This is a genomic window from Xanthomonas sp. NCPPB 3442 (assembly GCF_056725145.1).
Genome location: NZ_CM161514.1, coordinates 2,978,522 through 3,000,325 on the forward strand (window position 1 = coordinate 2,978,522; position 21,804 = coordinate 3,000,325).

General features: G+C 65.7%; 19 protein-coding genes and 1 other RNA gene. 9 read left to right on the forward strand and 11 right to left on the reverse strand.

The annotated features are described in order from the left end of the window. Window positions 1-411: 411 nt before the first annotated feature. Together AC1POX_RS13010 and AC1POX_RS13015 are read right to left on the reverse strand one after the other, a co-directional pair. Window positions 412-1,395, reverse strand: coding sequence for a lytic transglycosylase domain-containing protein (locus AC1POX_RS13010; protein WP_033478438.1), 984 nt, complete (start codon window positions 1,393-1,395; stop codon window positions 412-414). A 190-nt stretch (window positions 1,396-1,585) separates the two neighbouring features. Next, entirely contained in the window at window positions 1,586-2,551 is a 966-nt protein-coding gene (locus tag AC1POX_RS13015) for a helix-turn-helix transcriptional regulator (protein WP_372356241.1), read from the reverse strand. 104 nt (window positions 2,552-2,655) lie between these two features. Here AC1POX_RS13015 and AC1POX_RS13020 point away from each other — a divergent pair, with 104 nt between their 5' ends. The 9 genes from AC1POX_RS13020 (at window position 2,656) to AC1POX_RS13060 (ending at window position 11,110) form a co-directional block, all read left to right on the forward strand. Beyond that, window positions 2,656-3,300 carry a glutathione S-transferase family protein gene (locus AC1POX_RS13020; RefSeq protein ID WP_011347777.1) on the forward strand — a complete coding sequence of 215 codons (645 nt, stop codon included), beginning with the start codon at window positions 2,656-2,658 and terminating at the stop codon, window positions 3,298-3,300. A gap of 38 nt (window positions 3,301-3,338) precedes the next feature. Next, window positions 3,339-4,793, forward strand: coding sequence for a tRNA (N6-isopentenyl adenosine(37)-C2)-methylthiotransferase MiaB (gene miaB / locus AC1POX_RS13025; protein WP_029819632.1), 1,455 nt, complete (start codon window positions 3,339-3,341; stop codon window positions 4,791-4,793). A 423-nt stretch (window positions 4,794-5,216) separates the two neighbouring features. After that, window positions 5,217-6,200 carry a PhoH family protein gene (locus AC1POX_RS13030; RefSeq protein ID WP_372356242.1) on the forward strand — a complete coding sequence of 328 codons (984 nt, stop codon included), beginning with the start codon at window positions 5,217-5,219 and terminating at the stop codon, window positions 6,198-6,200. A 2-nt stretch (window positions 6,201-6,202) separates the two neighbouring features. Beyond that, complete coding sequence (locus tag AC1POX_RS13035) at window positions 6,203-6,748, forward strand: hypothetical protein (protein ID WP_033478442.1); 546 nt, start codon at window positions 6,203-6,205, stop codon at window positions 6,746-6,748. A 99-nt stretch (window positions 6,749-6,847) separates the two neighbouring features. Then, entirely contained in the window at window positions 6,848-7,333 is a 486-nt protein-coding gene (gene ybeY / locus AC1POX_RS13040; protein ID WP_008571323.1) for an rRNA maturation RNase YbeY, read from the forward strand. Further along, on the forward strand, window positions 7,333-7,851 hold the full coding sequence (locus AC1POX_RS13045) for a hypothetical protein (RefSeq protein ID WP_218560652.1): 519 nt from the start codon (window positions 7,333-7,335) through the stop codon (window positions 7,849-7,851). The genes ybeY and AC1POX_RS13045 overlap by 1 nt, the downstream gene beginning before the upstream one ends. Before the next feature lie 95 nt (window positions 7,852-7,946). After that, entirely contained in the window at window positions 7,947-8,825 is an 879-nt protein-coding gene (locus tag AC1POX_RS13050; RefSeq protein ID WP_008571326.1) for an HlyC/CorC family transporter, read from the forward strand. 14 nt (window positions 8,826-8,839) lie between these two features. After that, window positions 8,840-10,093: a DUF4105 domain-containing protein gene (locus AC1POX_RS13055; protein WP_277574053.1), complete on the forward strand. Its 1,254-nt coding sequence runs from the start codon at window positions 8,840-8,842 to the stop codon at window positions 10,091-10,093. A gap of 15 nt (window positions 10,094-10,108) precedes the next feature. Further along, complete coding sequence (locus AC1POX_RS13060) at window positions 10,109-11,110, forward strand: magnesium and cobalt transport protein CorA (RefSeq protein WP_011347784.1); 1,002 nt, start codon at window positions 10,109-10,111, stop codon at window positions 11,108-11,110. Between the two features lie 172 nt (window positions 11,111-11,282). Here the strand turns inward: AC1POX_RS13060 and AC1POX_RS13065 are convergent, their stop codons facing one another. The 9 genes from AC1POX_RS13065 to AC1POX_RS13105 form a co-directional block, all read right to left on the reverse strand. Next, window positions 11,283-12,674, reverse strand: a complete 1,392-nt coding sequence (locus tag AC1POX_RS13065) for an NAD-dependent succinate-semialdehyde dehydrogenase (protein WP_170811214.1) — start codon at window positions 12,672-12,674, stop codon at window positions 11,283-11,285. Window positions 12,675-12,857: 183 nt separating this feature from the next. Next, window positions 12,858-13,706 (reverse strand): ABC transporter permease subunit, encoded by an 849-nt coding sequence (locus tag AC1POX_RS13070; protein ID WP_008571331.1) that lies wholly within the window; start codon window positions 13,704-13,706, stop codon window positions 12,858-12,860. Next, window positions 13,703-14,614: an ABC transporter permease subunit gene (locus AC1POX_RS13075; RefSeq protein WP_057681951.1), complete on the reverse strand. Its 912-nt coding sequence runs from the start codon at window positions 14,612-14,614 to the stop codon at window positions 13,703-13,705. The genes AC1POX_RS13070 and AC1POX_RS13075 overlap by 4 nt, the downstream gene beginning before the upstream one ends. Continuing rightward, a non-coding RNA gene (locus tag AC1POX_RS13080) (sX9 sRNA) lies at window positions 14,606-14,672 on the reverse strand. Before AC1POX_RS13080 ends, AC1POX_RS13075 begins: the two co-directional genes overlap by 9 nt. A gap of 61 nt (window positions 14,673-14,733) precedes the next feature. After that, window positions 14,734-15,867 (reverse strand): ABC transporter ATP-binding protein, encoded by a 1,134-nt coding sequence (locus tag AC1POX_RS13085; protein WP_008571333.1) that lies wholly within the window; start codon window positions 15,865-15,867, stop codon window positions 14,734-14,736. Window positions 15,868-15,980: 113 nt separating this feature from the next. Continuing rightward, entirely contained in the window at window positions 15,981-17,471 is a 1,491-nt protein-coding gene (locus AC1POX_RS13090; protein WP_181388257.1) for an efflux transporter outer membrane subunit, read from the reverse strand. A gap of 4 nt (window positions 17,472-17,475) precedes the next feature. Further along, a complete protein-coding gene (locus AC1POX_RS13095) occupies window positions 17,476-19,062 on the reverse strand; it encodes an MDR family MFS transporter (RefSeq protein ID WP_011347790.1) in 1,587 nt (528 codons plus the stop codon). Then, on the reverse strand, window positions 19,059-20,261 hold the full coding sequence (locus tag AC1POX_RS13100; protein WP_372356243.1) for an HlyD family secretion protein: 1,203 nt from the start codon (window positions 20,259-20,261) through the stop codon (window positions 19,059-19,061). Before AC1POX_RS13100 ends, AC1POX_RS13095 begins: the two co-directional genes overlap by 4 nt. A gap of 249 nt (window positions 20,262-20,510) precedes the next feature. Continuing rightward, window positions 20,511-21,626 (reverse strand): polyamine ABC transporter substrate-binding protein, encoded by a 1,116-nt coding sequence (locus AC1POX_RS13105; protein ID WP_372356244.1) that lies wholly within the window; start codon window positions 21,624-21,626, stop codon window positions 20,511-20,513. Between the last annotated feature and the right edge of the window lie 178 nt (window positions 21,627-21,804).

A 21,804-nucleotide genomic window follows, 5' to 3' on the forward strand; every position in this document is an offset into this window, starting at 1 on the left:
ATGCACAGACAACGCAATGTACGCAGTCGGCCCTATGCGATGCAACGGCCCATGCAAGCGGCAGCCGCTCCGATGGAGTTCAACGCGCGTGGGAGACGGATGGCTGTGACGTAGTGCCCTTGCGTGGGCTGCAACGGCAATGCGCGCGTGCGGTGGATGCGTGGATATGGTGCAAGCGCAGCAATACGCTCGTTCGCGACTGGCTATGGGCGCTGCAACCGATGTTGCGGAGACCGAAGCACTTGCCCCACCGCACTCGGCGCAGCGCCGTGGCAAAGATTCCCAAGAGCAGAGACCACGACGTCAAGCGGGGGGCCGGGAATGGATCGCGCAGACGCCGCGGTGCTTATGACATGCCAGGAGCACCGGCCGCGCCCGCCGGGCGGCTGCACGGGCGTTTTGCCAGCCGCTTTAGTTGGCTGCTGTGGCCTGGCCACGATAGCGGCCGGCCAATACGCCCACGCGTTGCACGTAACGCTGGGTTTCGCTATACGGCGGTACGCCGCCGTAACGGTCGACTGCGCCCTCGCCGGCGTTGTAGCCGGCAGCGGCCAGGGTGAGGTCGCCATTGAAGCGTTTCAGCAGCCAGGACAGATACTGCACGCCGCCACGAATATTTTGCGTTGCATCATAGGCATCGCTGACACCGAAGCGGCGCGCGGTGCCCGGCATCAACTGCATCAGGCCTTGCGCGCCGGCACGACTGAGCGCGAGCGGGTTGTAGGCCGATTCGGCGTGGATGATTGCGCGCACGATCGATTCTTCCACCCCGAACTCGCGCGCCGCCGCTGCGATTTCCTGCTGATAGGCGTTGGTGTTGAGTCGGATCGCACCAAAATTGACCCCCGGCTTGGCACCGCAGGCGTAGCAGGTTTCGATAAAGCTGTAATGGATGGTGCGCAGGCCTTCGATGCTGGCGACCTGGCGCGGCCGGGCGCTGGTGTAGTGGCGCACGCCGTCCTTCATATAAGAGTACACCTGCCCGCTGACGACCCGGCGCGGATTGGTTGCTGCTGCCGCTAGCGGCGTGACGACAGAGACGGACGACTCCGGCAAGGCACGCGGAGCCGGCGCCGAAGCGACCTCGGCAGCGTGCCGCGGCGGCTGGCTGACTGGCTGGCTGATAATGGTGGCCGGCGCGCCGCTGTCGATACTGGCCATGCGGGGCGCGGGGCTGACGGCCAGACGCCCGGCCGAGGGAGATGACGGCAGGCGGCGGGCCGCACGATCGGGGGTATAGCTGCTGATGACGCTGCAGGTGGAGCCGCTCTGGCGCTTGCTCAGGTAACTGGTGATACCGTCAGCGCCGACGCACTTGTACAGCGTGCCGGCGCTGACCGGCGCAGCCGACAACGTGACGAGCATCAGCCCCAGCAATCTTGACATCCCCTTCATGCGCGGAGTGTCCCAGCTTGCCCAGGGCTTGCCAAGTGTCGGCCAGCGTCTGGAGTAGCCCGCAAGGCGCCCGCGCCGCGGCCAGGCGTGCGGGACCGGTGCTCGAAATCCTCAAGTACCCATCCCGCACTCCCGATAACGCGTTCGCCGCGCCCACCTGACGCCCACGCGCGATGGCCTGTTGGCCGCCTCACTGGGGCAGCCGGTCCAGCTGCGTGCGCAACGTGTCCAGCGCCTGCGTCAAGGTGTGGCGGGCTTGGGCCGGCGCAATCGCGTCGAACGGCAGGTCCAGCAACAACAGGTTGGCCGCCAGCGCAGGCATGCTCGGGGCGCCAAGACCCAGCCAGCAATGTGCGGGACCATCGGCCTGCAAGGCACCCAGCCAGGGCGGAATGCGCGCTGCCAATGCCTCGACCGTGCCGGCCAGACGCACCCGCGCCCGGCACGGAAACGGCGCTTCGCCGATCGCCTTGCGCAATAGCTGTAGCGGCTCTTCGGGCAATGCGCGGGGGGCGAACCGCGCGCCGGTGGCGACCGCCTGATCGATCCGGTCCGCGCGCAGGCTGCGCCAGTCCTGGCGTTCGCAGTCCCAGACCAGCAGGTACCAACGCCGCCCGTAGTTCACCAGCAGCGCCGGCTCGATGTTGCGGGTGATGGCCGTACCCGAATGGCGCCGATAGTCCAGCCGCAGCGTGGCCCGGTCGCGGCAGGCGGCAGCCAACTGGGCGAGCAGACCCGCATCGACCAGCGATTCCGTTTCGGCAGCCGGCATGCTGGCCATGGCGGCATGCGCGGCACTGGCGCGCTGGCCGCTGCGGCGCGGCAGCAGGGGATCCAGCTTGGCCATCACGCGTGCCGCCGCGGCGTCCATCCCGCGCACCGCTGGCGCGGCGGCGCGCAAAGCGACCGCCACGGTCAGCGCCTCGTCTTCTTCCAACAACAGCGGCAATGCCGCACCGCCCTGCCCCAGCCGGTAGCCGCCGCCGCTGCCGGGCGCTGCATGCACCGGATAACCCGCTTCGCGCAGGCGCTCGATATCGCGCCGCAGGCTGCGCGGATGGATGCCCAAACGTTCTGCCAGCGCCACACCGGACCAACTCCGGCCACCTTGCAGCAGGGAAAGCAGACGCAACAGGCGAGCAGCGGTGGAAGCCATCGCGCCACCGTATTGCGGACAGAAACTGTCCGCAAGTGGTCCGTAAGATCGCGATACCCGCCATCCCCACTCGCATCGCCACCGCAGCCACCCTGGAGACCGCAATGTCCGACGACCGCCACGTCACCCTGTTCCACAACCCCCGCTCTCGCTCGCGGGGGGTCCTGGTCTTGCTGGAAGAATTGGGCGCACGCTACAGCCTGCAGCCCATCGATCTGGAAAAGGAGCAGCAGCGCATGCCGGAATTCCTTGCGATCAACCCGATGGGCAAGATACCGACCATCGTCCACGGCACCAGCGTGGTCACCGAGCAGGGCGCCATCTATCAGTACCTGGCCGAGCTATATCCGGAAGCCGGCCTGTCACCGGCGCCGGGCGATGCCGATCGTGGCGCCTACCTGCGCTGGCTTGCGTTCTACGGCTCGGCCTTCGAACCGGCGATCATCGATCTTGCGCTCAAGCGTAGCGCCCCGCCGCGCTCGCTCTCGCCTTATGCCGACGCCGACACGGTGCTGCAGGTGGTTGATGCGCAGCTGGCCAAGGGCGATTACCTGCTGGGCGAGCGCTGCAGTGCGGCCGATGTGCTGTGGGGCGGCGCCTTGGCGTGGATGGTGGAGTTTGGCCTGATCGACCCGCCCGCCCCGACCCGCGCCTATATCGCCCGGATGGCCGCGCGCCCGGCAGTGGCGCGCGCCGAAGCCGTCGACGCCGGGCGTGCGGCCGCGGACGGCGCCAGCGCAAGCGGGTAAACTGCGCGGCTCTCTTCTACCCGCCTGGAATAAGCGCCATGCCCGGGACACCCGTTTCCGACCTGTCCGCGGCAGCTGCCGTGGACGCACCCGCCCTGTTGCCCTTGCCCGTCGCGCGCCCATCGGCGCCTGCCGTGGTACGCGGCAAGCTCTATATCAAGACCCACGGATGCCAGATGAACGAGTACGACTCGGCCAAGATGGCCGACGTGCTTGCCGCTTCCGAAGGCCTGGAGCTGACCGACAACCCCGAGGAAGCGGATGTGGTGCTGGTCAACACCTGTTCCATTCGCGAAAAAGCCCAGGAAAAGGTCTTCAGCCAGCTGGGTCGCTGGAAGGCGCTCAAGGCCGGCGGCAAGCCGGTGATCATCGGCGTCGGCGGCTGCGTGGCGTCGCAGGAAGGCGAAGCCATCGTCAAGCGTGCGCCCTACGTGGACCTGGTGTTCGGCCCGCAGACCCTGCACCGGCTGCCGGAACTGATTCGCGCGCGACGCGAATCGGGCAAGTCGCAGGTGGACATCAGCTTCCCGGAAATCGAGAAGTTCGACCGTCTGCCCGAGCCGCGTGCCGAAGGTCCGTCGGCCTTCGTCTCGATCATGGAAGGCTGCTCCAAATACTGCTCGTTCTGCGTGGTGCCCTACACCCGTGGCGAAGAAGTCAGCCGGCCGTTCGAGGACGTGCTGGTGGAAGTGGCGCAATTGGCGGCGCAAGGCGTGCGCGAGATCAACCTGCTCGGCCAGAACGTCAACGCGTACCGCGGTGCGTATGGCGCCGATGCCGGCGACGCCGCGCAGTACGCCGATCTGGGCCTGCTGATCCGCACCATCGCGCAGATCGACGGCATCGGCCGTATCCGCTTCACCACGTCGCATCCGCTGGAGTTTTCCGATTCGCTGGTGGATGCCTACCGCGACGTACCGCAGCTGGCCAACTACCTGCACCTGCCGGTGCAGGCCGGCAGCGACCGCATCCTGTCGGCAATGAAGCGTGGCTACACCGCGCTGGAATTCAAGTCGAAGATCCGCAAGCTGCGCGCAGTGCGCCCGGACATCTCGATCAGTTCGGACTTCATCGTCGGCTTCCCTGGCGAGACCGAAGCGGACTTCGAAAAGACCATGAAGCTGATCGAGGACGTGGGCTTCGACCAGAGCTTTTCGTTCGTGTATTCGCGCCGTCCCGGCACCCCGGCATCGGACCTGCAGGACGACACGCCGGAGGCGGTGAAGCAGGCGCGTCTTGCGCGTCTGCAGGCGCATATCAACGCGCACGCGGCGAGCATTTCGCAATCGATGGTGGGCAGCGTGCAACGCGTGCTGGTGGAAGGCCCCTCGCGGCGCGACCCGAACGAACTGACCGGCAAGAGCGAGAACATGCGCCCGGTGAATTTCCCAGGCAACCCGCGTTTGATCGGACAGTTCGTCGATGTGTTGATCACCGAGGCGATGAGCAATTCGCTGCGTGGCCGGATTCAACTGGACGACAGCGCACAGTGATGGCGCGCGGGCGCTGCGCAATGCGGCGCCCCTTCAAGCAAGGCGACCACGCGCCGAAGCGTCTCGCGGGAAATGGTCAAAATTTCACCACACATCCGTAGCGCCTTGCAGCGCAAGGCCTCGTCTTACTTACCCACAGGCTTTGCCGAATTCGATCCACATCCTGTGTGGACAACCCTGTCGGTACTGGCGTTTTTTTCGCCACCAACCCGGCAAACCTTGCGCCAGTAAGCGCGGCGAGTTTTATCCACAGGTTAGTGATGCGTGACTCCACAGCGGTTGTGGAAAACCTGCATGCCTGTGCGGACCGGCGCGTCGCCGAGGTGCCGCGCCGCCCGCTGTGTTGGTGGGATCACATGCCGCGCGCTACCCTTTCGCTCCCGCCCTACCGACGCGCACCCAGGTGCGCCGTCCGATCCAACCATGAACGCACCCGCACATCGCGATTTCACCCTGGAACCCGAGGACATCGAGCGTCTGGCCAATCTGGCCGGTCCGTTCGATGCGCATCTGCGCCAGATCGAACTCAAGCTTGGCGTCGAGATCGCCAACCGTGGCAACGTCTTCCGGGTGACCGGACCGGAGCCGGCCATCGCCGCCGCCCAGTCGCTGTTGACCGCGTTGTACGACGAGGCCGCAATCACCACGTTCGACACGCACGCAATCCACCTGCGGCTCAACGATGCCAACCTCGAGCATGTGGCCGAGCGCGCATATCAGGCCCAGGATGTGGCGATCAAGGTCAAGCGCGGCACCGTGCGTGGCCGTGGCGCCAACCAGGCCAAATACCTGCACGCGATCGCCACCCACGACATCAATTTCGGCATCGGCCCGGCCGGCACCGGCAAGACCTTCCTGGCGGTAGCAAGCGCGGTTGAAGCACTCAACGAGTCGCGGGTGCAGCGGTTGATCCTGGTGCGCCCGGCAGTGGAAGCCGGCGAAAAACTCGGCTTTCTTCCGGGCGATCTCAGCCAGAAGGTCGACCCGTACCTGCGCCCGCTCTACGATGCGCTGTACGAAATGCTCGGCGTGGAAAAAGTGGTCAAGTTGCTGGAGCGCAACGTCATCGAAATCGCGCCGCTGGCCTATATGCGCGGTCACACGCTCAACGATGCATATGTGATTCTGGACGAAGCGCAGAACACCACCATCGAACAGATGAAGATGTTCCTGACCCGCCTGGGCTTCGGCTCCACGGCGGTGGTCACCGGCGACCTCACCCAGATCGATCTGCCCAAGCACGTCAAATCCGGCCTGCGCGATGCGATCGAAGTGCTGCGCGATGTGGAAGGCACCAGTTTCACCTTCTTCGAAGCGCGCGACGTGGTGCGTCATCCATTGGTGCAGCGCATCGTCACCGCCTACGACAAGCGCGATAACGCGCTGCAGCCTCCTGCGGCCGACTGACCGTGCAAGGCCGCGCCCTACTGTTGGGAGTCTGGTTGGCGCTGGCTTGCCATGAACCTGCGCATACGCAGGCACGCCAGCAGGCCGACACGACCACGCACGTCATGTTGCGGCAGCAACTTGCCGCGTCCTGTGTCTCGGTGGCCGCTGGGCAAGCGACCATCCTGCTGGATCGGGCCGAACTGGAACACCTGGCAGTGGCGAAGGCTGCAGCCGGTGCGGGGGTTGACGAGGATGCGCAGCGACAAGCGCTGCTTGCCGGCACGCGAGCGCAGGCGCTACTTGCCTCTACCGGCAAAGCGCACGACCGCTTCGGCTGCGCGGTGGCTCAAGATGACAAGGAAAGCGCCGACACGCGCTATCTGGTAGGTCGCCTGCTGGAGCGCGGCCAAGCCGCAATCTGGACACAATCGCCACCAGGTTTCGCGCCGGCCCTGGAAGTCAACCGGGTCGATCCGCATTGCCAGAACGGGCCGATGGGCAGTGCGTTTTATCGTGTTGCCAACGGTGGCGCGCTTGTCATGGTGCTGGTCGAGTGCGTTCGCTGATCCCGGACCGGCCGGCCAAGCACGCACACGCAGGCGTCGCCGCAAGACGCTACTCGGGCGATACTGTCACCTCTGTCTGATCTGAATGCTGGTGTTCCCATGACCAAGGGCCCTGTCCGCCTAGACGTTGCCGTCAGCTATGCGCTGCCGCGCGCCGGCCTGCCGTCGGCGGTGAGTTTTCGCAAGTGGGTGGCCGCGGCGTTGAAGGGACGCATCCGCGAGGCCGATCTGGCAGTGCGCGTGGTCGACGAGAAGGAAGGCTGCTCGCTCAATCACCATTACCGCGGCAAGGATTACGCCACCAACGTGCTGAGCTTCCCTGCCGAACTGCCGGAAGGCCTGCCCAAGGGCATCAAGATGCCGCTGCTGGGCGATCTGGTGATCTGCGCACCGGTGGTGGCGCGCGAGGCCGCAGAGCAAGGCAAATTGCTGGCTGCGCACTATGCGCACCTGACCGTGCATGGCACCTTGCACCTGCTTGGCTGGGATCACGAAGACGACAAGGAGGCCGAGGCGATGGAGCAACTGGAGCGCGAGATCCTGGCCGACCTCGGCATCGACGACCCTTACGCAGGAGAACACTGATGCGTTTTTGCATTGCCGGCGCCCTGCTGCTGTTGAGCGCGCCCGGCGCCTGGGCGCAGACCGCACCGGTGCGCCCGGACCTTGCCGCCTTGATCGAATGCCGCCAGCGCATCGGCGATTTCAGCGCGTTGGCGCCGGTACTGGCCGACCCGCTCAAGGCGGTGGCGCTGGGCTGGACGCCGCTGGATCAGTCCAACCTGTTCATGACCGAGTACACGCTCAACACGCCCATTCGCGTGTTCGGCCACAGTACCCATCACATCGCGTTTTCCGGCGCCAGCATCATGGCGATCCTGGACCTGCCCGACCCGCGCCCGCTCGCCAAGCAGTTGGATCTGGAACTGGGCGTGGATAACGCCGAGAAGGTCATGTACGGGCGCGAGCTGGTCAGCGAAGACACCACCAATCCCAAGACCGGCGAGGCCATGATCGAATCGGTCGTGCTGAGCGTGACCAACGTCAAATCGCACCCGGGCAAGACCGTTGTCGGCTGCGGCTACAGCCTGGATCTGCCCTGAGACCGGCCAGGTAACGGCGCATCCACAGCGCCTTGCCGGCTTCCTGCTAGACTGATGGCTAACGCCTGGTTTGCCGGGTGCCCTTCCCCGTCACGATGTCCGAAGACGACAGTAGCCAATCCCCAGAAACACCGGAAAAACGCCGTAGCTGGCTCGAGCGCCTCAGCGCTGCCTTCTCCGGCGAACCCCACACCCGCGACGAACTCGTCGCCTTGCTGCGGACCGCCGAACAGGACGGTCTCATCGCCGCAGACACCTTGCGCATGATGGAAGGCGCGATCTCCGTGTCCGAGCTCACCGTGGGCGATGTGATGATCTCGCGCTCGCAGATGGTCTCGCTGCCGGTGGAGGCGCGTTTCATCGACCTGATGAAGCAGGTGGTCGAATCGGGCCATTCGCGCTTCCCGGTCCACGGCGAGAACAAGGACGAAGTGCTCGGCATCCTGCTGGCCAAGGACCTGTTGCGCGGCGTGGTGGCCGACAACGGCCCGGGCAACGTGCGCGAACTGCTGCGCCCGGCGGTGCTGATCCCGGAGTCGAAGAAGCTCAACGTCCTGCTCAAGGAATTTCGCCTCTCGCGCAACCACATGGCGATCGTGGTGGACGAATACGGCGGTGTTGCCGGGCTGGTCACCATCGAGGACGTGCTCGAGCAGATCGTCGGCGAGATCGACGACGAGCACGACGATGCCGAAGAAGAGAATTCGCTCATTGCGATCCAGGCCGATGGGCGCTATGTGGTCGATGCGCTGACGCCGATCGAAGACTTCAACGAACGCTTTGGCGCCGAGTTCCCCGACGACGAGTACGACACCGTGGGTGGGCTGGTCACCGATGCGATCGGGCACCTGCCCGAAACCGGCGAAGAGTTGACGCTGGGGCGCTTTGCATTCCGCGTGGCCAAGGCCGATGCGCGGCGCGTGCATGCCTTCCACGTCACCATTCTGCCGCCCGATCCGCAGGACGACGCTTGAACCTGTCGCATGGCATGACCGCTGCAGCGCCGGCGCGCTGCAGTGCCCGGCGTTGGGCTGCGTGCTGGCTGCTGGCGTTGCTGTCGCTGTTGGTGACACCGGCGTCCTTCGCGCAGGCGCCCGCCCCGGAAGCCGACCCTGCGTCCCAGTCGGCGCCGCGGATCGGCGTGGTGACCATGCAACCGGGCGAAGTGTTTTTCGAACGTTTCGGCCACGATGCCATCGTGGTGGTCGATCCGCGCACGCAGCAGGCCACCTCGTACAACTTCGGCTTCTTCGACCCGAGCGAGCCGGACTTCGTACCGCGTTTTGCGCGCGGCGAAATGATGTATTACCTGGTCGCGCTGCCGCTGGAAGAAGACCTGTCGCAATATCGCGATGCCGGGCGCGGTGTCAGCATCCAGTGGCTGGATCTGCCGCCAGACCAGGCGCGCGCGCTGGCCGAGGGCTTGGCGGTGCGTAGCCAACCGGAAAACGCGCGCTATCACTACGACTACTTCATGGCCAACTGCGCCACCATGGTGCGCGACACGTTGGACCGTGCGATGGGCGGCGCGCTCAAGTCGCAGCTGGCCGGCCGTTCGCGTGGCAACACCTTCCGCAGCGAAGCGGTGCGCCTGGCCTCCCCTGCCCCGTGGATGTGGCTGGGCTTCGACCTGGGCCTGGGACCGTACGCCGATCGCCCATTGTCGCGCTGGGAAGAAGCCTTCGTGCCGATGCGGCTGGCCGACAGCCTGACCCAGGTGCACAACAGCGCCGGTCGCCCGTTGGTGCAATCCACGCAGGTATTGCTGCCGCATCGCATCGCGCCCGAGCCCGCCGAACAGCAGCGACACTGGTGGCCGTGGTTGCTGACCGGGCTCATCGTGGCCGCAGGCGTGCTGGCCTTGGGCCGCAGGCAGCGCCTGCTGGCTGGACTGGCGTTACCGTTCTGGCTGGTGTGCGCCATCGGCGGCGGCCTGCTGGTGTATCTGTGGGGATTCACTGCCCATCAATCGGCATGGGCCAACCGCAACCTGCTGCTGGTCAACCCGCTGTGCGTGCTGCTGTGGTTCGGTGGCATACGGCTGCAGCTGGGCCATCGGCCGGGCCGCTGGTTCAACGTGCTGTCCTGGGTGGTGGCGGCGTGCGCGCTGGCGGCGTTGGTGATCCATTGGCTGTCCTTCCAGGCGCAGGACAACCTGCAATGGGTGATGCTGCTGTTGCCGATCCACACCGCACTTGCTATTGCCCTGCGACCGCGTGACCTGCCCGCACGTACGCGCTGATTGAAGGATGCGCTCATGAACAGCAACGGCCATCATCCCGATAATCCGTCCTGCGTCATCACCTGCGCTTATTACGACGGCGACGGCAAGCGCCACGACATCAGCCTGGAGCACATCAGCGACGTGCTGCAGCGGCCGGATGGCTTCGTCTGGGTGGGGCTGTACGAGCCGCAGGAATCGGTGCTGCGCAAGTTGCAGGACGAATTCGGCCTGCACGATCTGGCGATCGAAGACGCGCTCAAGGCGCATCAGCGCCCCAAGGCCGAGAGTTACGGCAATTCGCTGTTCGTGGTGGTCAACACCGCGCAGCTGGTCAACGAGCGCATCCGCTATGGCGAGACGCACGCGTTCCTGGGAAGGCGCTTCCTGTTGACGGTACGGCATGGCGCGTCGCTGTCGTACGCGCCGGTGCGGCATCGGGTCGAACGCGAGCCGGCGATGCTGCACATGGGCGCGTCGTTCTGCCTGTACGGCGTGCTCGATTTCGTGGTCGACAATTACCTGCCGATCATGGACGAGTTCCGCGACACGCTGGAACGCCTGGAAAAAGACATCTTCGCCGACGACTACAAGCGCGAGACGGTGGTGCGCCTGTATGAGCTCAAGCGCGAACTCAACAAGATGCGGCTGGTGGTGGCGCCGTTGCAGGACGTGCTCTCGCACCTCAAGCGCAACCCCGGCTCCCTGATCCACGAAGAAGTCGGCATTTACCTGCGCGACGTGCTCGATCACGCAGTGCGCATCAACGATGCCATCGACACCTTGCGTGAGATGCTGGGCACGGCGCTCAGCGTCAACCTGTCGATGGTGACGCTCGCCCAAGGCGAAACCGTCAAGCGCCTTGGTGCCTGGGCCGCCCTGTTGGCCGCCCCTACCCTGATCACCAGCTGGTACGGCATGAACTTCGCCCACATGCCCGAACTCGATGCCCGCTACGCCTACCCATTGCTGGTCGCCGGCGTCGTGGGCTCGTGCCTGGTGCTGTATCGCCTGTTCAAGCGCGCCAAGTGGCTATAGGGCCGCTGCGCGGCCCGGGATTCGGGATTGGGCATTCGGGATTGGTTTGAGCAGTTGGCCGGTTGTTGATTTTCAACCTAGGCCAGGGTGCTCATAAGTCGCGAGCGCCTGCTCTTGCGAATCTCCAATCCCAAATCCCGATTCCCGATTCCCGATTCCCGATTCCCCGCCATCAAGCCACATAGATCGTCTTGACGTTCATGAACTCATGGATGCCGTGCTCGGCCAGTTCGCGGCCGAAGCCGGAGCGCTTGATGCCGCCGAAGGGCAAGCGCACATCGCTCTTGACCACTGAGTTGACGAACGCCGCGCCGCACTGCAGCTGCTGCGCCACGCGCTCGCCGCGCTTGGGGTCGGCCGTCCACACGCTGCCACCCAGCCCGAAGCTGGTGTCATTGGCCACGCGCACCGCTTCGGCCTCGTCGGCCACCCGGATGATCGAAGCGACCGGGCCGAAGAATTCTTCGTCGTATGCCGGCATGCCGGGGGCGACGTTGTCGAGGATGGTGGCCGGATAACCGGCATGCGAGCCGGCGACCGGTTCGCCGCCCAGCAAGACCTTGGCGCCCTTCGCCACGCTGGCCTGCACCTGCTTGTGCAATTCCTCGCGCAAGTCGGCACGGGCCATTGGCGCCAGCGTGGTGCTGTCCTGCTGCGGGTCGCCCACGATGCGCTTGGCTGCCGCTGCCACGAAGCGCTCGATGAACCGGTCGGCGATCGCATCCACCACGATGAATCGCTTGGCGGCGATGCAGGTCTGCCCACTATTGTCGAAACGTGACTGCACGGCCGATGGCACGGTGTGCTCCAGATCGGCGTCTTCCAGCACCACGAAGGCATCGCTGCCGCCGAGCTCCATCACGCACTTCTTGAGCTGGTCGCCCGCATTGGCGGCCAGCGAGCGACCGGCGCGTTCGCTGCCGGTCAGCGTTACCGCAGCAATGCGGGCATCACGCAGGACATCGGCAGCCTGGTCGTTATCGATATGCAGGACATCGAACACGCCCGGCGGAATGCCGGCGGCGTCCAGCACCTCTTTCATGGCGTCAGCGCAGCGCGGCACGTTGCTGGCGTGCTTGAGCAGCGACACGTTGCCGGCCATCAGGCTTGGTGCCAGGAACCGGAACGCCTGCCACAGCGGGAAATTCCACGGCATCACTGCGAACACGCAGCCCAGCGGTTCGTAGCGCACATAGCTGGATTGCGCTTCGGTGGGAATGTCGCGCGGCGCCAAATAGTCGGCGGCGTGCTCGGCGTAGTACGCGCAGGCCTGCGCGCACTTGTCGACTTCGGCCAGGGCCTCGGCGCGCAGCTTGCCCATCTCGGCCGTCATGATGCGTTGCAGGTCCTCGCGGCGCTTGGTCAGCTCCTCGCCAATGCGGCGCAGCAAGGCGCCACGCTCGGCCAGCGGCAACGCGGCCCAGGCCGGAAATGCCTTGGCGGAAGCGGCCAGACGCGCTTCGATGGCAGCGGCGTCCAGGGTCTGCTGGGTGTGCTCGACCTGGCCGTTGGCGGGGTTGACGGTGTCGTAGGACATGACGGTCTCCTGTTGCGAGGCGGTCATGCTAGACGCCGGCAAGTTCGGGGCGCGTCACAATCGCCTGAAACTGCTGCAACACTGTGTTCGCAAGCACCACGGCCGCCACCACACTGGATGCATGCAGCCGCATCGGTTTTCGAAGCAGTGCTGCCGAAGGCTTACTTGCCCTCGCACGCCTCTGCACCTCGCGCGCCCCTGCGGAAGCGCTCAACCTTCGCGTTGCAACGCCAGCTGCGCATCGCGCATGCGGCGCTTTTCGCTGCGCGCCAGCAGCCACCAGCCAATCACCGCGGCAATCGACACCGCCAGCACCATCACCGTGGCCAGCGCATTGATCTTGGGGCTGATGCCTAGCCGCACCGACGAAAACACCTTGATCGGCAAGGTGGTAGAACTGGGCCCGGCCAGGAAACTGGCGATCACCACATCGTCCAGCGACAGCGTAAAGGCCAGCAGCCAGCCCGACGCCAGGGCCGGCGCGATGATCGGCAACGTGATCTGGAAAAACACGTGCAGCGGCGTGGCACCGAGATCCATCGCGGCTTCTTCCAGCGAGCGGTCCAGTTCCTGCAGCCGCGAAGAAATCACCACGGTCACGAACGAGACGGTGAAGGTGACATGCGCCACCCAGATCGCCACTGCGCCGCGCGGCGCGATGCCGAGCACGCCCCCCATCGACACCAGCAACAGCAGGATCGACAGACCGATGATGACTTCGGGCATCACCAACGGCGCGGTGATCAATGCGCCGAACAGGGTTTTGCCGGGAAACCGCCGCAGGCGCACCATCGCCATGGCGGCCATCGTGCCCAGCACCGTCGATGCGCAGGCCGTCCAGAACGCCACCTCCAGGCTGACCCAGGCTGCGTCGAGCAATTGCCGGTCGCGCACCAATTCGCCGTACCACTTGGTCGAAAACCCGCCCCACACCGTTGCCAGGCGCGAGGCGTTGAACGAATACACCATCAACAACAGGATCGGCAGGTACAGGAAGCCGAAACCCAGCGCGAGCACGCTGCCGCCGAGCAGGCGCCCACCGCGCGAAGCGCGCATCATGTCAGCCGCCCTTCCAGCTCACGCTGCTGGTAGCGGTGGAAGATCACGATGGGCAGCAACAGCAGCAACAGCATCACCGTGGCCACTGCCGCTGCCACCGGCCAGTCGCGGTTATTGAAGAACTCGCCCCACAGCACGCGCCCGATCATCAGGGTGTTCGGCCCGCCGAGCATTTCCGGGATGACGAACTCGCCCACCGCCGGAATCATCACCAGCATGCAGCCGGCCACGATGCCGTTGCGCGATAGTGGCAAGGTGATGCGCGCGAACGCCTGCCATGGCCGCGCGCCCAGGTCGTAGGCCGCTTCGAGCAGGCGCTGATCGTGCTTGACCAGGTTGGCGTACAGCGGCAACACCATGAACGGCAGATAGCAGTACACGATGCCGAGATAGGCGGCGATCGGCGTGTACAACAACTGCAACGGCTGCTTGATCACACCCAGCGCCAACAGCACCTGATTGAGCACGCCATTGCCATCGAGAATGCCGATCCACGCGTATACGCGGATCAAAAACGAGGTCCACGACGGCAGCACCACCAGCATCATCGCCACGTTGCGTGTGGCCAGCGGCAGGCGCGCGATCACATACGCCATCGGATAACCGATCAACAACGCAAGCGCCGTGGAAATGGCCGCGATCTTGATCGAACTCAGGTAGGCAGCCACGTACTGGCTGTCGCGCAGCAAGGCCAGATAGTTGCCCAGATGCAGCTTTAGGCTCATCGCACCGTCGGCAGCAACCGCCAATAGCGGCGTATACGGCGGCATCGCGGTGGCGCGCTCGGCGAAGGAAATCTTCAGCACGATCAAAAACGGAATCGCGAAGAACACCAGCAGCCATAGATACGGTGCGGCGATCACGCCCCAGCGCGCGCCCGGCAAGCCACGGCTAAGAGTGGCTAGCAGAACGTAGCGAGCAGCCGCCAGGGGGGCGCGCAGGAACCGCAGTGTACGAGTGGTACATGAGGATTCCGAGCACCGGCCGCGCCCCCCTGGCGGCTGCGCAGTAGTTTTGCTGGCCGCTCTCATGCGGTGAGCACCACGCCGTCGTCTTCGCCCCACCCGACCCACACGGTGTCGCCCCAGGTCAGCGCTTCGCTGGCCCAACGCTGGCGATTGGCGAAATTGGCCATCAGCTTGACCCCGCTGGGCAAGCGCACGTGGTAGACCGAGTGGCTGCCGAAATAGGCGATGTCTTCGATCACGCCCTGGGCCTTGTTGCAGGCCTGGGCCGGCTCGTCCTTGCCGATGGCGAGCTTTTCCGGGCGCAGCGCGAACGCCACCGCCTGCCCTTCGAAGCCGGTGATGCCGTGGCCGATGCGGATGCAGGCATCGAACGCAGGCGTTTTCAAGGTGACGTACTCGGGCGCATCGTCGGCGATGAGCGCATCGATCAGATTGACCGAGCCGATGAACTCGGCCGCAAACCGGTTGGCCGGCTGCTCGTAGATTTCATCGGGCGTGCCCACCTGCTGGATCCAGCCCTGGTCCATCAGCGCGATCCGGGTGGCCATGGTCATGGCCTCTTCCTGATCGTGGGTGACCATGACGCAGGTCACGCCGGAGGTTTCGATGATGTTGACCAGTTCCAGCTGCATCTGCGAGCGCAGTTTTTTATCCAGCGCACCCATCGGTTCGTCCAGCAACAGCAGCTTGGGGCGCTTGGCCAGCGAGCGCGCCAGGGCCACGCGTTGCTGCTGCCCGCCGGAGAGCTGGTGCGGTTTGCGCTTGGCCAGCGCGCCAAGCTGCACCAGTTCGAGCATCTCGCCGACGCGGCTGGCGATCGCAGCCTTGGGCAAGCCTTCCTGCTTCAACCCGAAGGCGATGTTCTGCTCCACACTCATATGCGGAAACAGCGCGTACGACTGGAACATCATGTTGATCGGGCGCTCGTACGGCGGCAGTGCGTCGATCGGTTGACCATCCAGGACGATGCGCCCCTTGGTCGGCCGCTCGAACCCGGCAAGGCAGCGCAACAGCGTGGATTTGCCGCTACCGGAACCACCGAGCAACGCGAAGATCTCGCCCTTGCGAATCTGCAGGCTGACGTCGTCGACCGCGACGAAGCCGTCGAACTCCTTGCGGACCGCGTCGATGCTCAGGTAGCCGCCGTCGCCAGCGGTGAGGTGGGGCTGCGGGGTGGCCTCGGGTGATGCCATTGAACCTCTCGATTGCGCATTGCATGCGCCACAACGGCCAATGCCGACCATGATGGCAAAACCCGGACGCGGCCGCGCATGGGCTGCCGCGTCGCAGATTGCCCTGGCTGCTCTCAGCGCGCGTCCTGCGCCGGTGCGCTCCAGCCCAGCCCCAGACTCTTCTGCAGGGCCACGTAATTCACCAGCAACTGCACCTGCGCCTGTGCGGCAGCGTCCTGCGCCGACAACTGCTGGCGCTGCACATCCAGCAGATCGATCGATGAGGTGGCACCGGCATCGCGACGCTGCTGCATCAGCCCGGCCGAGCGCGTGGCCGAGGCTTCGGCCTGGCGTGCGACCACCAGCTGCTTGCGTGCCGAACCGAAGCGCGCCAACGCCGAATTGGCATCCTGCAAGGCAGCCAGCACGGTCCCTTCGTACGCTGCCGTACGCCCCGCATTGCCGGCACGCGCCTGCTCCACCTGCGCGCGGGTCTTGCCGAAATCGAAGATCGACCAGCGCAGCATCGGCACCGCCAATGTGGTCAGCGCGTCGGAATTGAAATCGCTCGGCGAGCCGGCGACCCAGCTCAGCCCGCCCAGCAGACTCACCTGCGGGAAGTAGCCGTTCAACGCCTCGCCGATCTGCGCGCTGGAGGCGGCCAGCTCGCGCTCGGCCTTGCGCACGTCCGGGCGCCGGCGGATCAACGCGCCGGCATCGTCCACGCGCACCTGTGTCGGCAGCATCGGCAAGGGCTGCGGCGTGCTGAGCTGGGCATCCAGCGCGCCGGGCTCGCGCCCGACCATCAGGGCCAGCTGGTCCTGCGCTTCCTGCGCCTGCATTTCCAGCGGCAGGCGTTGCGCCTCCTGCTGCTGCACCTGGGTGGCGATCTGCTCGACCTGCAGGTCCGAGGCGGCGCCCTGCCCGCGACGTTGCTGCACCAGCTGCAGCGACTGGCGGATCTTGTCCAGGTTGGTATCGGCAATGGCCAGGCGCGCCTGCAAGCCGCGGTAATTGAGATAGACCTGCCCGACTTCGGCGGCCAGCTGCACCTGCGCATCGGCCAGCTCGGCTTCGGAGGCCTGTGCCTGCGCCAGCGCGCCTTCGGCGGCGCGACGGCGGCGGCCGAAGAAATCTAGCTCCCAGCTCGCATCGAAGCCGGCGCTGTAGATCTGCGTCTCTTCCAGGTTCAGCGCCTGGTTGCCGGCCGCCGGCGGCTGGCCGGGTTGACCCTGTTGCAGCCCGCCGAGCGTGTCGACAATGGTCTGCGGCGGTTCGGCGTAGGCATACAGTGCGCTGGCGTTGAGCTTGGGCAGGCGCTCGGCGCGGCGTTGCTGGGCCAGCGCGCGGTTGGCACGCAGCCGCGCCTGTGCCGCTCGCAGGTTGGGGCTGTCGGCCAATGCCTGGGTGACCAACTGGGTCAGGAGCGGGTCGTGCAATTCCTCCCACCAATGGTTCAACGGTGCGGCGGCGACCACGTCCGCGCCGCTGGCACGATGCAGGGCGGGTGCCTGCATCGCCGCGTCGGCAACCGCTGGTGGCTTGGTGTAGTTGGGGCCGAGCATGCAGCCGCCAAGCAGCAGCATGCCCAACGCAGCAGCCAGCGGCATGCGGATCAGGCGCATGGAATCAGTGCATTGCAAGGTGCGCCCCCTTGGGTAACGGCTTGAGCAAAAAGGCCAGCGGAATCGTGCAGACCACGATCACGCCAAAGATCCAGAACAGGTCGCTATAGGTCATCACCAGGGCCTGCTGCTGCACGACGCGGGCGAACTGGGCGATCGAGCGGGCTGCCGCCTCGCCGCCGGCGCTGCCCTGCATCTGTGCGGTCAGGCCGGCCAGCGCCTCCTGTGCACGGCTGGCATTGGCGGTGATCGAGCTGCCGATGGTTTCGGTGTGGAAGGTCATGCGGCGCTCCTGAAAGGTGGAGATCAGCGCCAGCCCGACCGAGCCGCCCAGGTTGCGGCCGGCATTGAACAGGCCCGAGGCATCGCCCGCCAGTTCCGGCGGCACCGAGGAGATCGCCGCCTGGTTGAGCGACATCATCGCCAACGCCAGGCCGCAGCCCTGCAGCAGCTGCCCGGCGACAAAATGGGTGCCCACGGTGTCGGCAGTCAGCGACAGATTGACGAAGCAGGCAGCGGCAAAGCAGATCAGCCCGGCAATGACCAGGATGCGCACATCCACCGTTTCCAGCAGCTTGGGCATCATCGGCATCAGCAGCACGGTCGGCAGGCCGGACAGCAGCAGCACGTACCCGGCCTGCTCGGTGTTGTAGCCGGAGATCACCGCCAGGAACTGCGGAATCATGTACATGACGCCGAACAGGATCATGCCCACCGCCATGACCATGATGAACACCGCGCCGAAGCTGCGCTGCAGCAGCAGCGACAGCCGGATCACCGGAGGGCGCCGCCGGAACTGGCTGATCACCAGGGCGATGAAGCCGCTCAACGCAAGCAGGCTCAGGGTATTGATCTCGCTGGATTCGAACCAGCGCTCGCGCTGGCCTTCTTCCAGCACCACGGTCAGCCCGCCCAGACCCGCGGTCAACCCGTAGATGCCCAGCCAATCGGCGTCGAGCAGGCCTGCCCAGTCACCCTTTTCGTGCTTGAGGCCGAGCAGCAGCAGCGCAACCAGGCCAACGCAGATCGGCACGTTGATGAAGAACGCGTAGTGCCAGCTGACGTTTTCGGTCAGCCAGCCGCCGAGCAGCGGGCCGATCACCGGGCCCATGATCACGGTCATGCCGAACAAGGCGGTGCCCATGGTCTGCTGGCTGGGCGGCAACCGCGTGGCGACGATGGTCAGCGCGGTCGGAATCAGGGCGCCGCCGGCCAGGCCCTGCCCGACGCGGCCGATGATCATCATCGAAAGCGACGTCGACAGCCCGCACACCACCGAGAACGCGGTGAACATCACCGCGCAGATCAGCAGGAAATTGCGCAGGCCCAGCGTGCGCACGAACCAGCCGGTCAGCGGGATCATGATGATCTCGGCCACCAGGTAGGCGGTGGAAATCCAGGTGCCTTCTGTACCGCTGGCGCCGACCTCGCCCTGGATGGTGGGCAGCGCGGCATTGACGATGGAAATATCCAGCGTCGCCATGAACGAGCCGATGGTGCCGGCCAGCACCGCCAGCCAGGCGCCCGGCTCGGCCTTCTCGCGCTGGGCGCTGCCGCCGGCACGCGGGCCGGTGGCGGCCGCTGCACTCATCGCGCGCGCTCCTGCTCCTGCACGCGGTCGGATTCTTCTTCGGCACGCTGCTTGGCGTCCTTGGCCGAGCGCGTGTCCACGGTGACCTCCACCGACATGCCCGGCACCAGCACCTTGCGCGCCTCTTCACCGGCCAGCACACGGATGCGCACCGGCACACGCTGTACCACCTTGGTGAAATTGCCGGTGGCGTTTTCCGGCGGTAGCAACGCGAACTGCGAGCCGGTGCCCGGCGACAGGCTCTCGACCTTGCCGTGCAACTTCACTCCGGACAGCGCATCGACCTCGATCTCGGCCGGCTGGCCGGGACGCATCAGGCCGACCTGGGTTTCCTTGAAATTGGCAACCAGATACAGCGATTCCTGCGGCACGATGGTCATGGTGCGGGTGCCGGCGCCGAGGAACTGGCCCACCTGCACGGTCTTGTCGCCCACCCGGCCGTGGATACGGCTGGTCAGACGGGTGTCTTCCACCGCCACCCGCGCCTGGTCGGCATCGGCGGTGGCCTGTTTCACGCCGGCCTGTGCCTGTTCCAGTTGCGCGCGGCTGGCCTGGATCTGGCTCTCGCCGGCCTTGGCCTGCGCCTGCGCGGCGCCGTACTGCGCACGTGCGCGTGCCAGATCGTGCTGCAGGCTTTCCTGATGTTCGTGGGTGTCTGCGCCGGAGGCGGCCAACGGCGCGAAGCGCTTCACTTCGGCCTGGGCGAACTTGAGGCTGGCAGCAGCGGCGGTGACCTGGGTACGCGCCTGCAGCAGCGCCGATTCCTGCGCGGAGACATTGGCGGTGGCGGCGACGATATCGGCCTGGCGTGCGGCAATGGCGGCTTCGGCCTGCTGCAGGGTGGCCTGGTAGGTGCGATCGTCGATCTGCAGCAACGGCTGTCCGGCTTCCACGATCTGGTTGTCGCTCACCAGCACCTTGGTCACGTAGCCGCTGACGCGCGGTGCCACGGCCACCGAATCGGCCTGCAGATAGGCGTTGTTGGTGTCCTGCATGTAGCGGCCCTTGATCAGGTAATAGGCCAGCCACACCACCAGCAGGATCAGCACCAGCACCCCGACCAGGATCAGCGTCCACTTCACCTTGGGGTTCTTCAACGGCGAGGGCTTGGGCGCCTGCTGCTCGTCGCGCGCGCCGGCGCCCTGCGCATCCGTGGCCGAGGACTGGCCGTCATTGGACTGATGGTCGTGGTTGCTCAAAAGGATGCGTCCTGTGTGATGGGCGAGGCGCGCCACGCAGCGGCCGTCTCGGCGGCGTCGGCAATGGCGGCGCAACCATACAATTATTTGAACTGCCCGGTACAGATTGCGTGATGACCCGACCGGCCGACAACCGGCCCACCAAGTCGCGATGGTGCCATTCCTACGCAGTGCGCTTGGCCCCTGGGATGGGCCGTCGCACGGGGCAGCACTGCGCTCGGGCGCAGCACCCGCCGCCGACGCAGCCGGTCAATGCCCGGTCTTGATCTCGGTCCACAGCCGCGTGTACAGCCGGTCCACGTCCGGCGGATTGATCGCGTAGGTAAACATCTTGGCCGTCACTTCCGGCGGCGGGTAGATGGTGGGGTCGTTGCGGATCACCGCATCCACCAACGGCGTGGCCGTGCGCACCGGGTTGGCGTAATGGATGAAGTTGGTGTTGGCCGCGGCCACGTCCGGCTTCAACAGATAATTGATGAAGGCGTAGGCGTTGTCAGGGTGCTTGGCATCCTTGGGAATGGCCAGTATGTCGAACCACTGCGGCGCGCCTTCCTTCGGAATGGCGTAAGCCACCTTGATGTTGTTGCCGGCTTCCACGGCACGGTCGCGCGCCTGGATGATGTCGCCGGACCAGCCCACCGCCAGGCAGGTATTGCCGTTGGCCAGCGAGGTCACGTACTGGCTGGAGTGGAAGTTCTGCACGTACGGGCGAATGGCCTTGATCAGCGCGGCGGCCTTTTCGATCTCGGCCGGCGCCGTGCTGTGCGGATCGAGCCCGAGATAATTGAGCGCGATCGGAATCATGTCCGAAGGCGTGTCCAGGATGGTCACGCCGCAGTCCTTGAGTTTGGACAGATTCTCCGGCTTGAACACCAGATCCCAGCTGTTGGCGACATCGGTGTTGCCGAAGATCGCCTTGAGCTTGTCGACGTTGTAGCCGATGCCGGTGGTGCCGATCATGTACGGCACGCCATAGGCATTGTTCGGGTCCTGCGCGGCGATGCGGCGCATCACGTCCGGATCCAGATTGACCAGATTGGGGATCTTGCTCTTGTCCAGCGGCAGGAAGACGCCGGCCTGGATCTGCCGGCCGAAGAAGTTCAGCGTGGGCACCACCACATCGTAATCGCTGCCGCCGGCCAGCAACTTGGTTTCCACCATTTCGTCGCTGTCGAAGACGTCGTAGGTGACCTTGATGCCGGTGCTCTTTTCGAACCCGGGAATGGTGTCCTCGGCGATGTAATCGGAATAGTTGTAGACGTTGAGCACCTTGGCCTGCGCGTCGGTCTTGCCGGGCGCGCCAGCGCCGCCACAGCCGGACAACAGGGTGATGGACAGCGTCAGGGCGAGCAGTCGCAGCGTCATGTGGGTCTCCAGGCAGCACGATGGGGCGGCCGGTATCGAATCCGGTCTCTTCCCAGCCTACTCACCACGCCCGGGTTTGCCCAGCGCAGCGGGACCGGCACGGACCGACCTTGCCGGCTGACCAGCGCGGCAGCCGCCACGAAGGCACCGCTGCGCGCATGCGTGCTCACCGACCTCG

What these genes read in the sequence shown, in the direction of transcription:
- AC1POX_RS13095 (WP_011347790.1), bottom strand. Translation starts at nt 19,062, where the DNA reads ATGAGTGCAGCGGCCGCCACCGGCCCGCGTGCCGGCGGCAGCGCCCAG.
- miaB (WP_029819632.1), top strand. Translation starts at nt 3,339, where the DNA reads ATGCCCGGGACACCCGTTTCCGACCTGTCCGCGGCAGCTGCCGTGGAC.
- ybeY (WP_008571323.1), top strand. Translation starts at nt 6,848, where the DNA reads ATGACCAAGGGCCCTGTCCGCCTAGACGTTGCCGTCAGCTATGCGCTG.
- AC1POX_RS13065 (WP_170811214.1), bottom strand. Translation starts at nt 12,674, where the DNA reads ATGACCGCCTCGCAACAGGAGACCGTCATGTCCTACGACACCGTCAAC.
- AC1POX_RS13060 (WP_011347784.1), top strand. Translation starts at nt 10,109, where the DNA reads ATGAACAGCAACGGCCATCATCCCGATAATCCGTCCTGCGTCATCACC.
- AC1POX_RS13070 (WP_008571331.1), bottom strand. Translation starts at nt 13,706, where the DNA reads ATGATGCGCGCTTCGCGCGGTGGGCGCCTGCTCGGCGGCAGCGTGCTC.
- AC1POX_RS13030 (WP_372356242.1), top strand. Translation starts at nt 5,217, where the DNA reads ATGAACGCACCCGCACATCGCGATTTCACCCTGGAACCCGAGGACATC.
- AC1POX_RS13010 (WP_033478438.1), bottom strand. Translation starts at nt 1,395, where the DNA reads ATGAAGGGGATGTCAAGATTGCTGGGGCTGATGCTCGTCACGTTGTCG.
- AC1POX_RS13050 (WP_008571326.1), top strand. Translation starts at nt 7,947, where the DNA reads ATGTCCGAAGACGACAGTAGCCAATCCCCAGAAACACCGGAAAAACGC.
- AC1POX_RS13020 (WP_011347777.1), top strand. Translation starts at nt 2,656, where the DNA reads ATGTCCGACGACCGCCACGTCACCCTGTTCCACAACCCCCGCTCTCGC.
- AC1POX_RS13045 (WP_218560652.1), top strand. Translation starts at nt 7,333, where the DNA reads ATGCGTTTTTGCATTGCCGGCGCCCTGCTGCTGTTGAGCGCGCCCGGC.
- AC1POX_RS13105 (WP_372356244.1), bottom strand. Translation starts at nt 21,626, where the DNA reads ATGACGCTGCGACTGCTCGCCCTGACGCTGTCCATCACCCTGTTGTCC.
- AC1POX_RS13090 (WP_181388257.1), bottom strand. Translation starts at nt 17,471, where the DNA reads ATGCGCCTGATCCGCATGCCGCTGGCTGCTGCGTTGGGCATGCTGCTG.
- AC1POX_RS13085 (WP_008571333.1), bottom strand. Translation starts at nt 15,867, where the DNA reads ATGGCATCACCCGAGGCCACCCCGCAGCCCCACCTCACCGCTGGCGAC.
- AC1POX_RS13015 (WP_372356241.1), bottom strand. Translation starts at nt 2,551, where the DNA reads ATGGCTTCCACCGCTGCTCGCCTGTTGCGTCTGCTTTCCCTGCTGCAA.
- AC1POX_RS13055 (WP_277574053.1), top strand. Translation starts at nt 8,840, where the DNA reads ATGACCGCTGCAGCGCCGGCGCGCTGCAGTGCCCGGCGTTGGGCTGCG.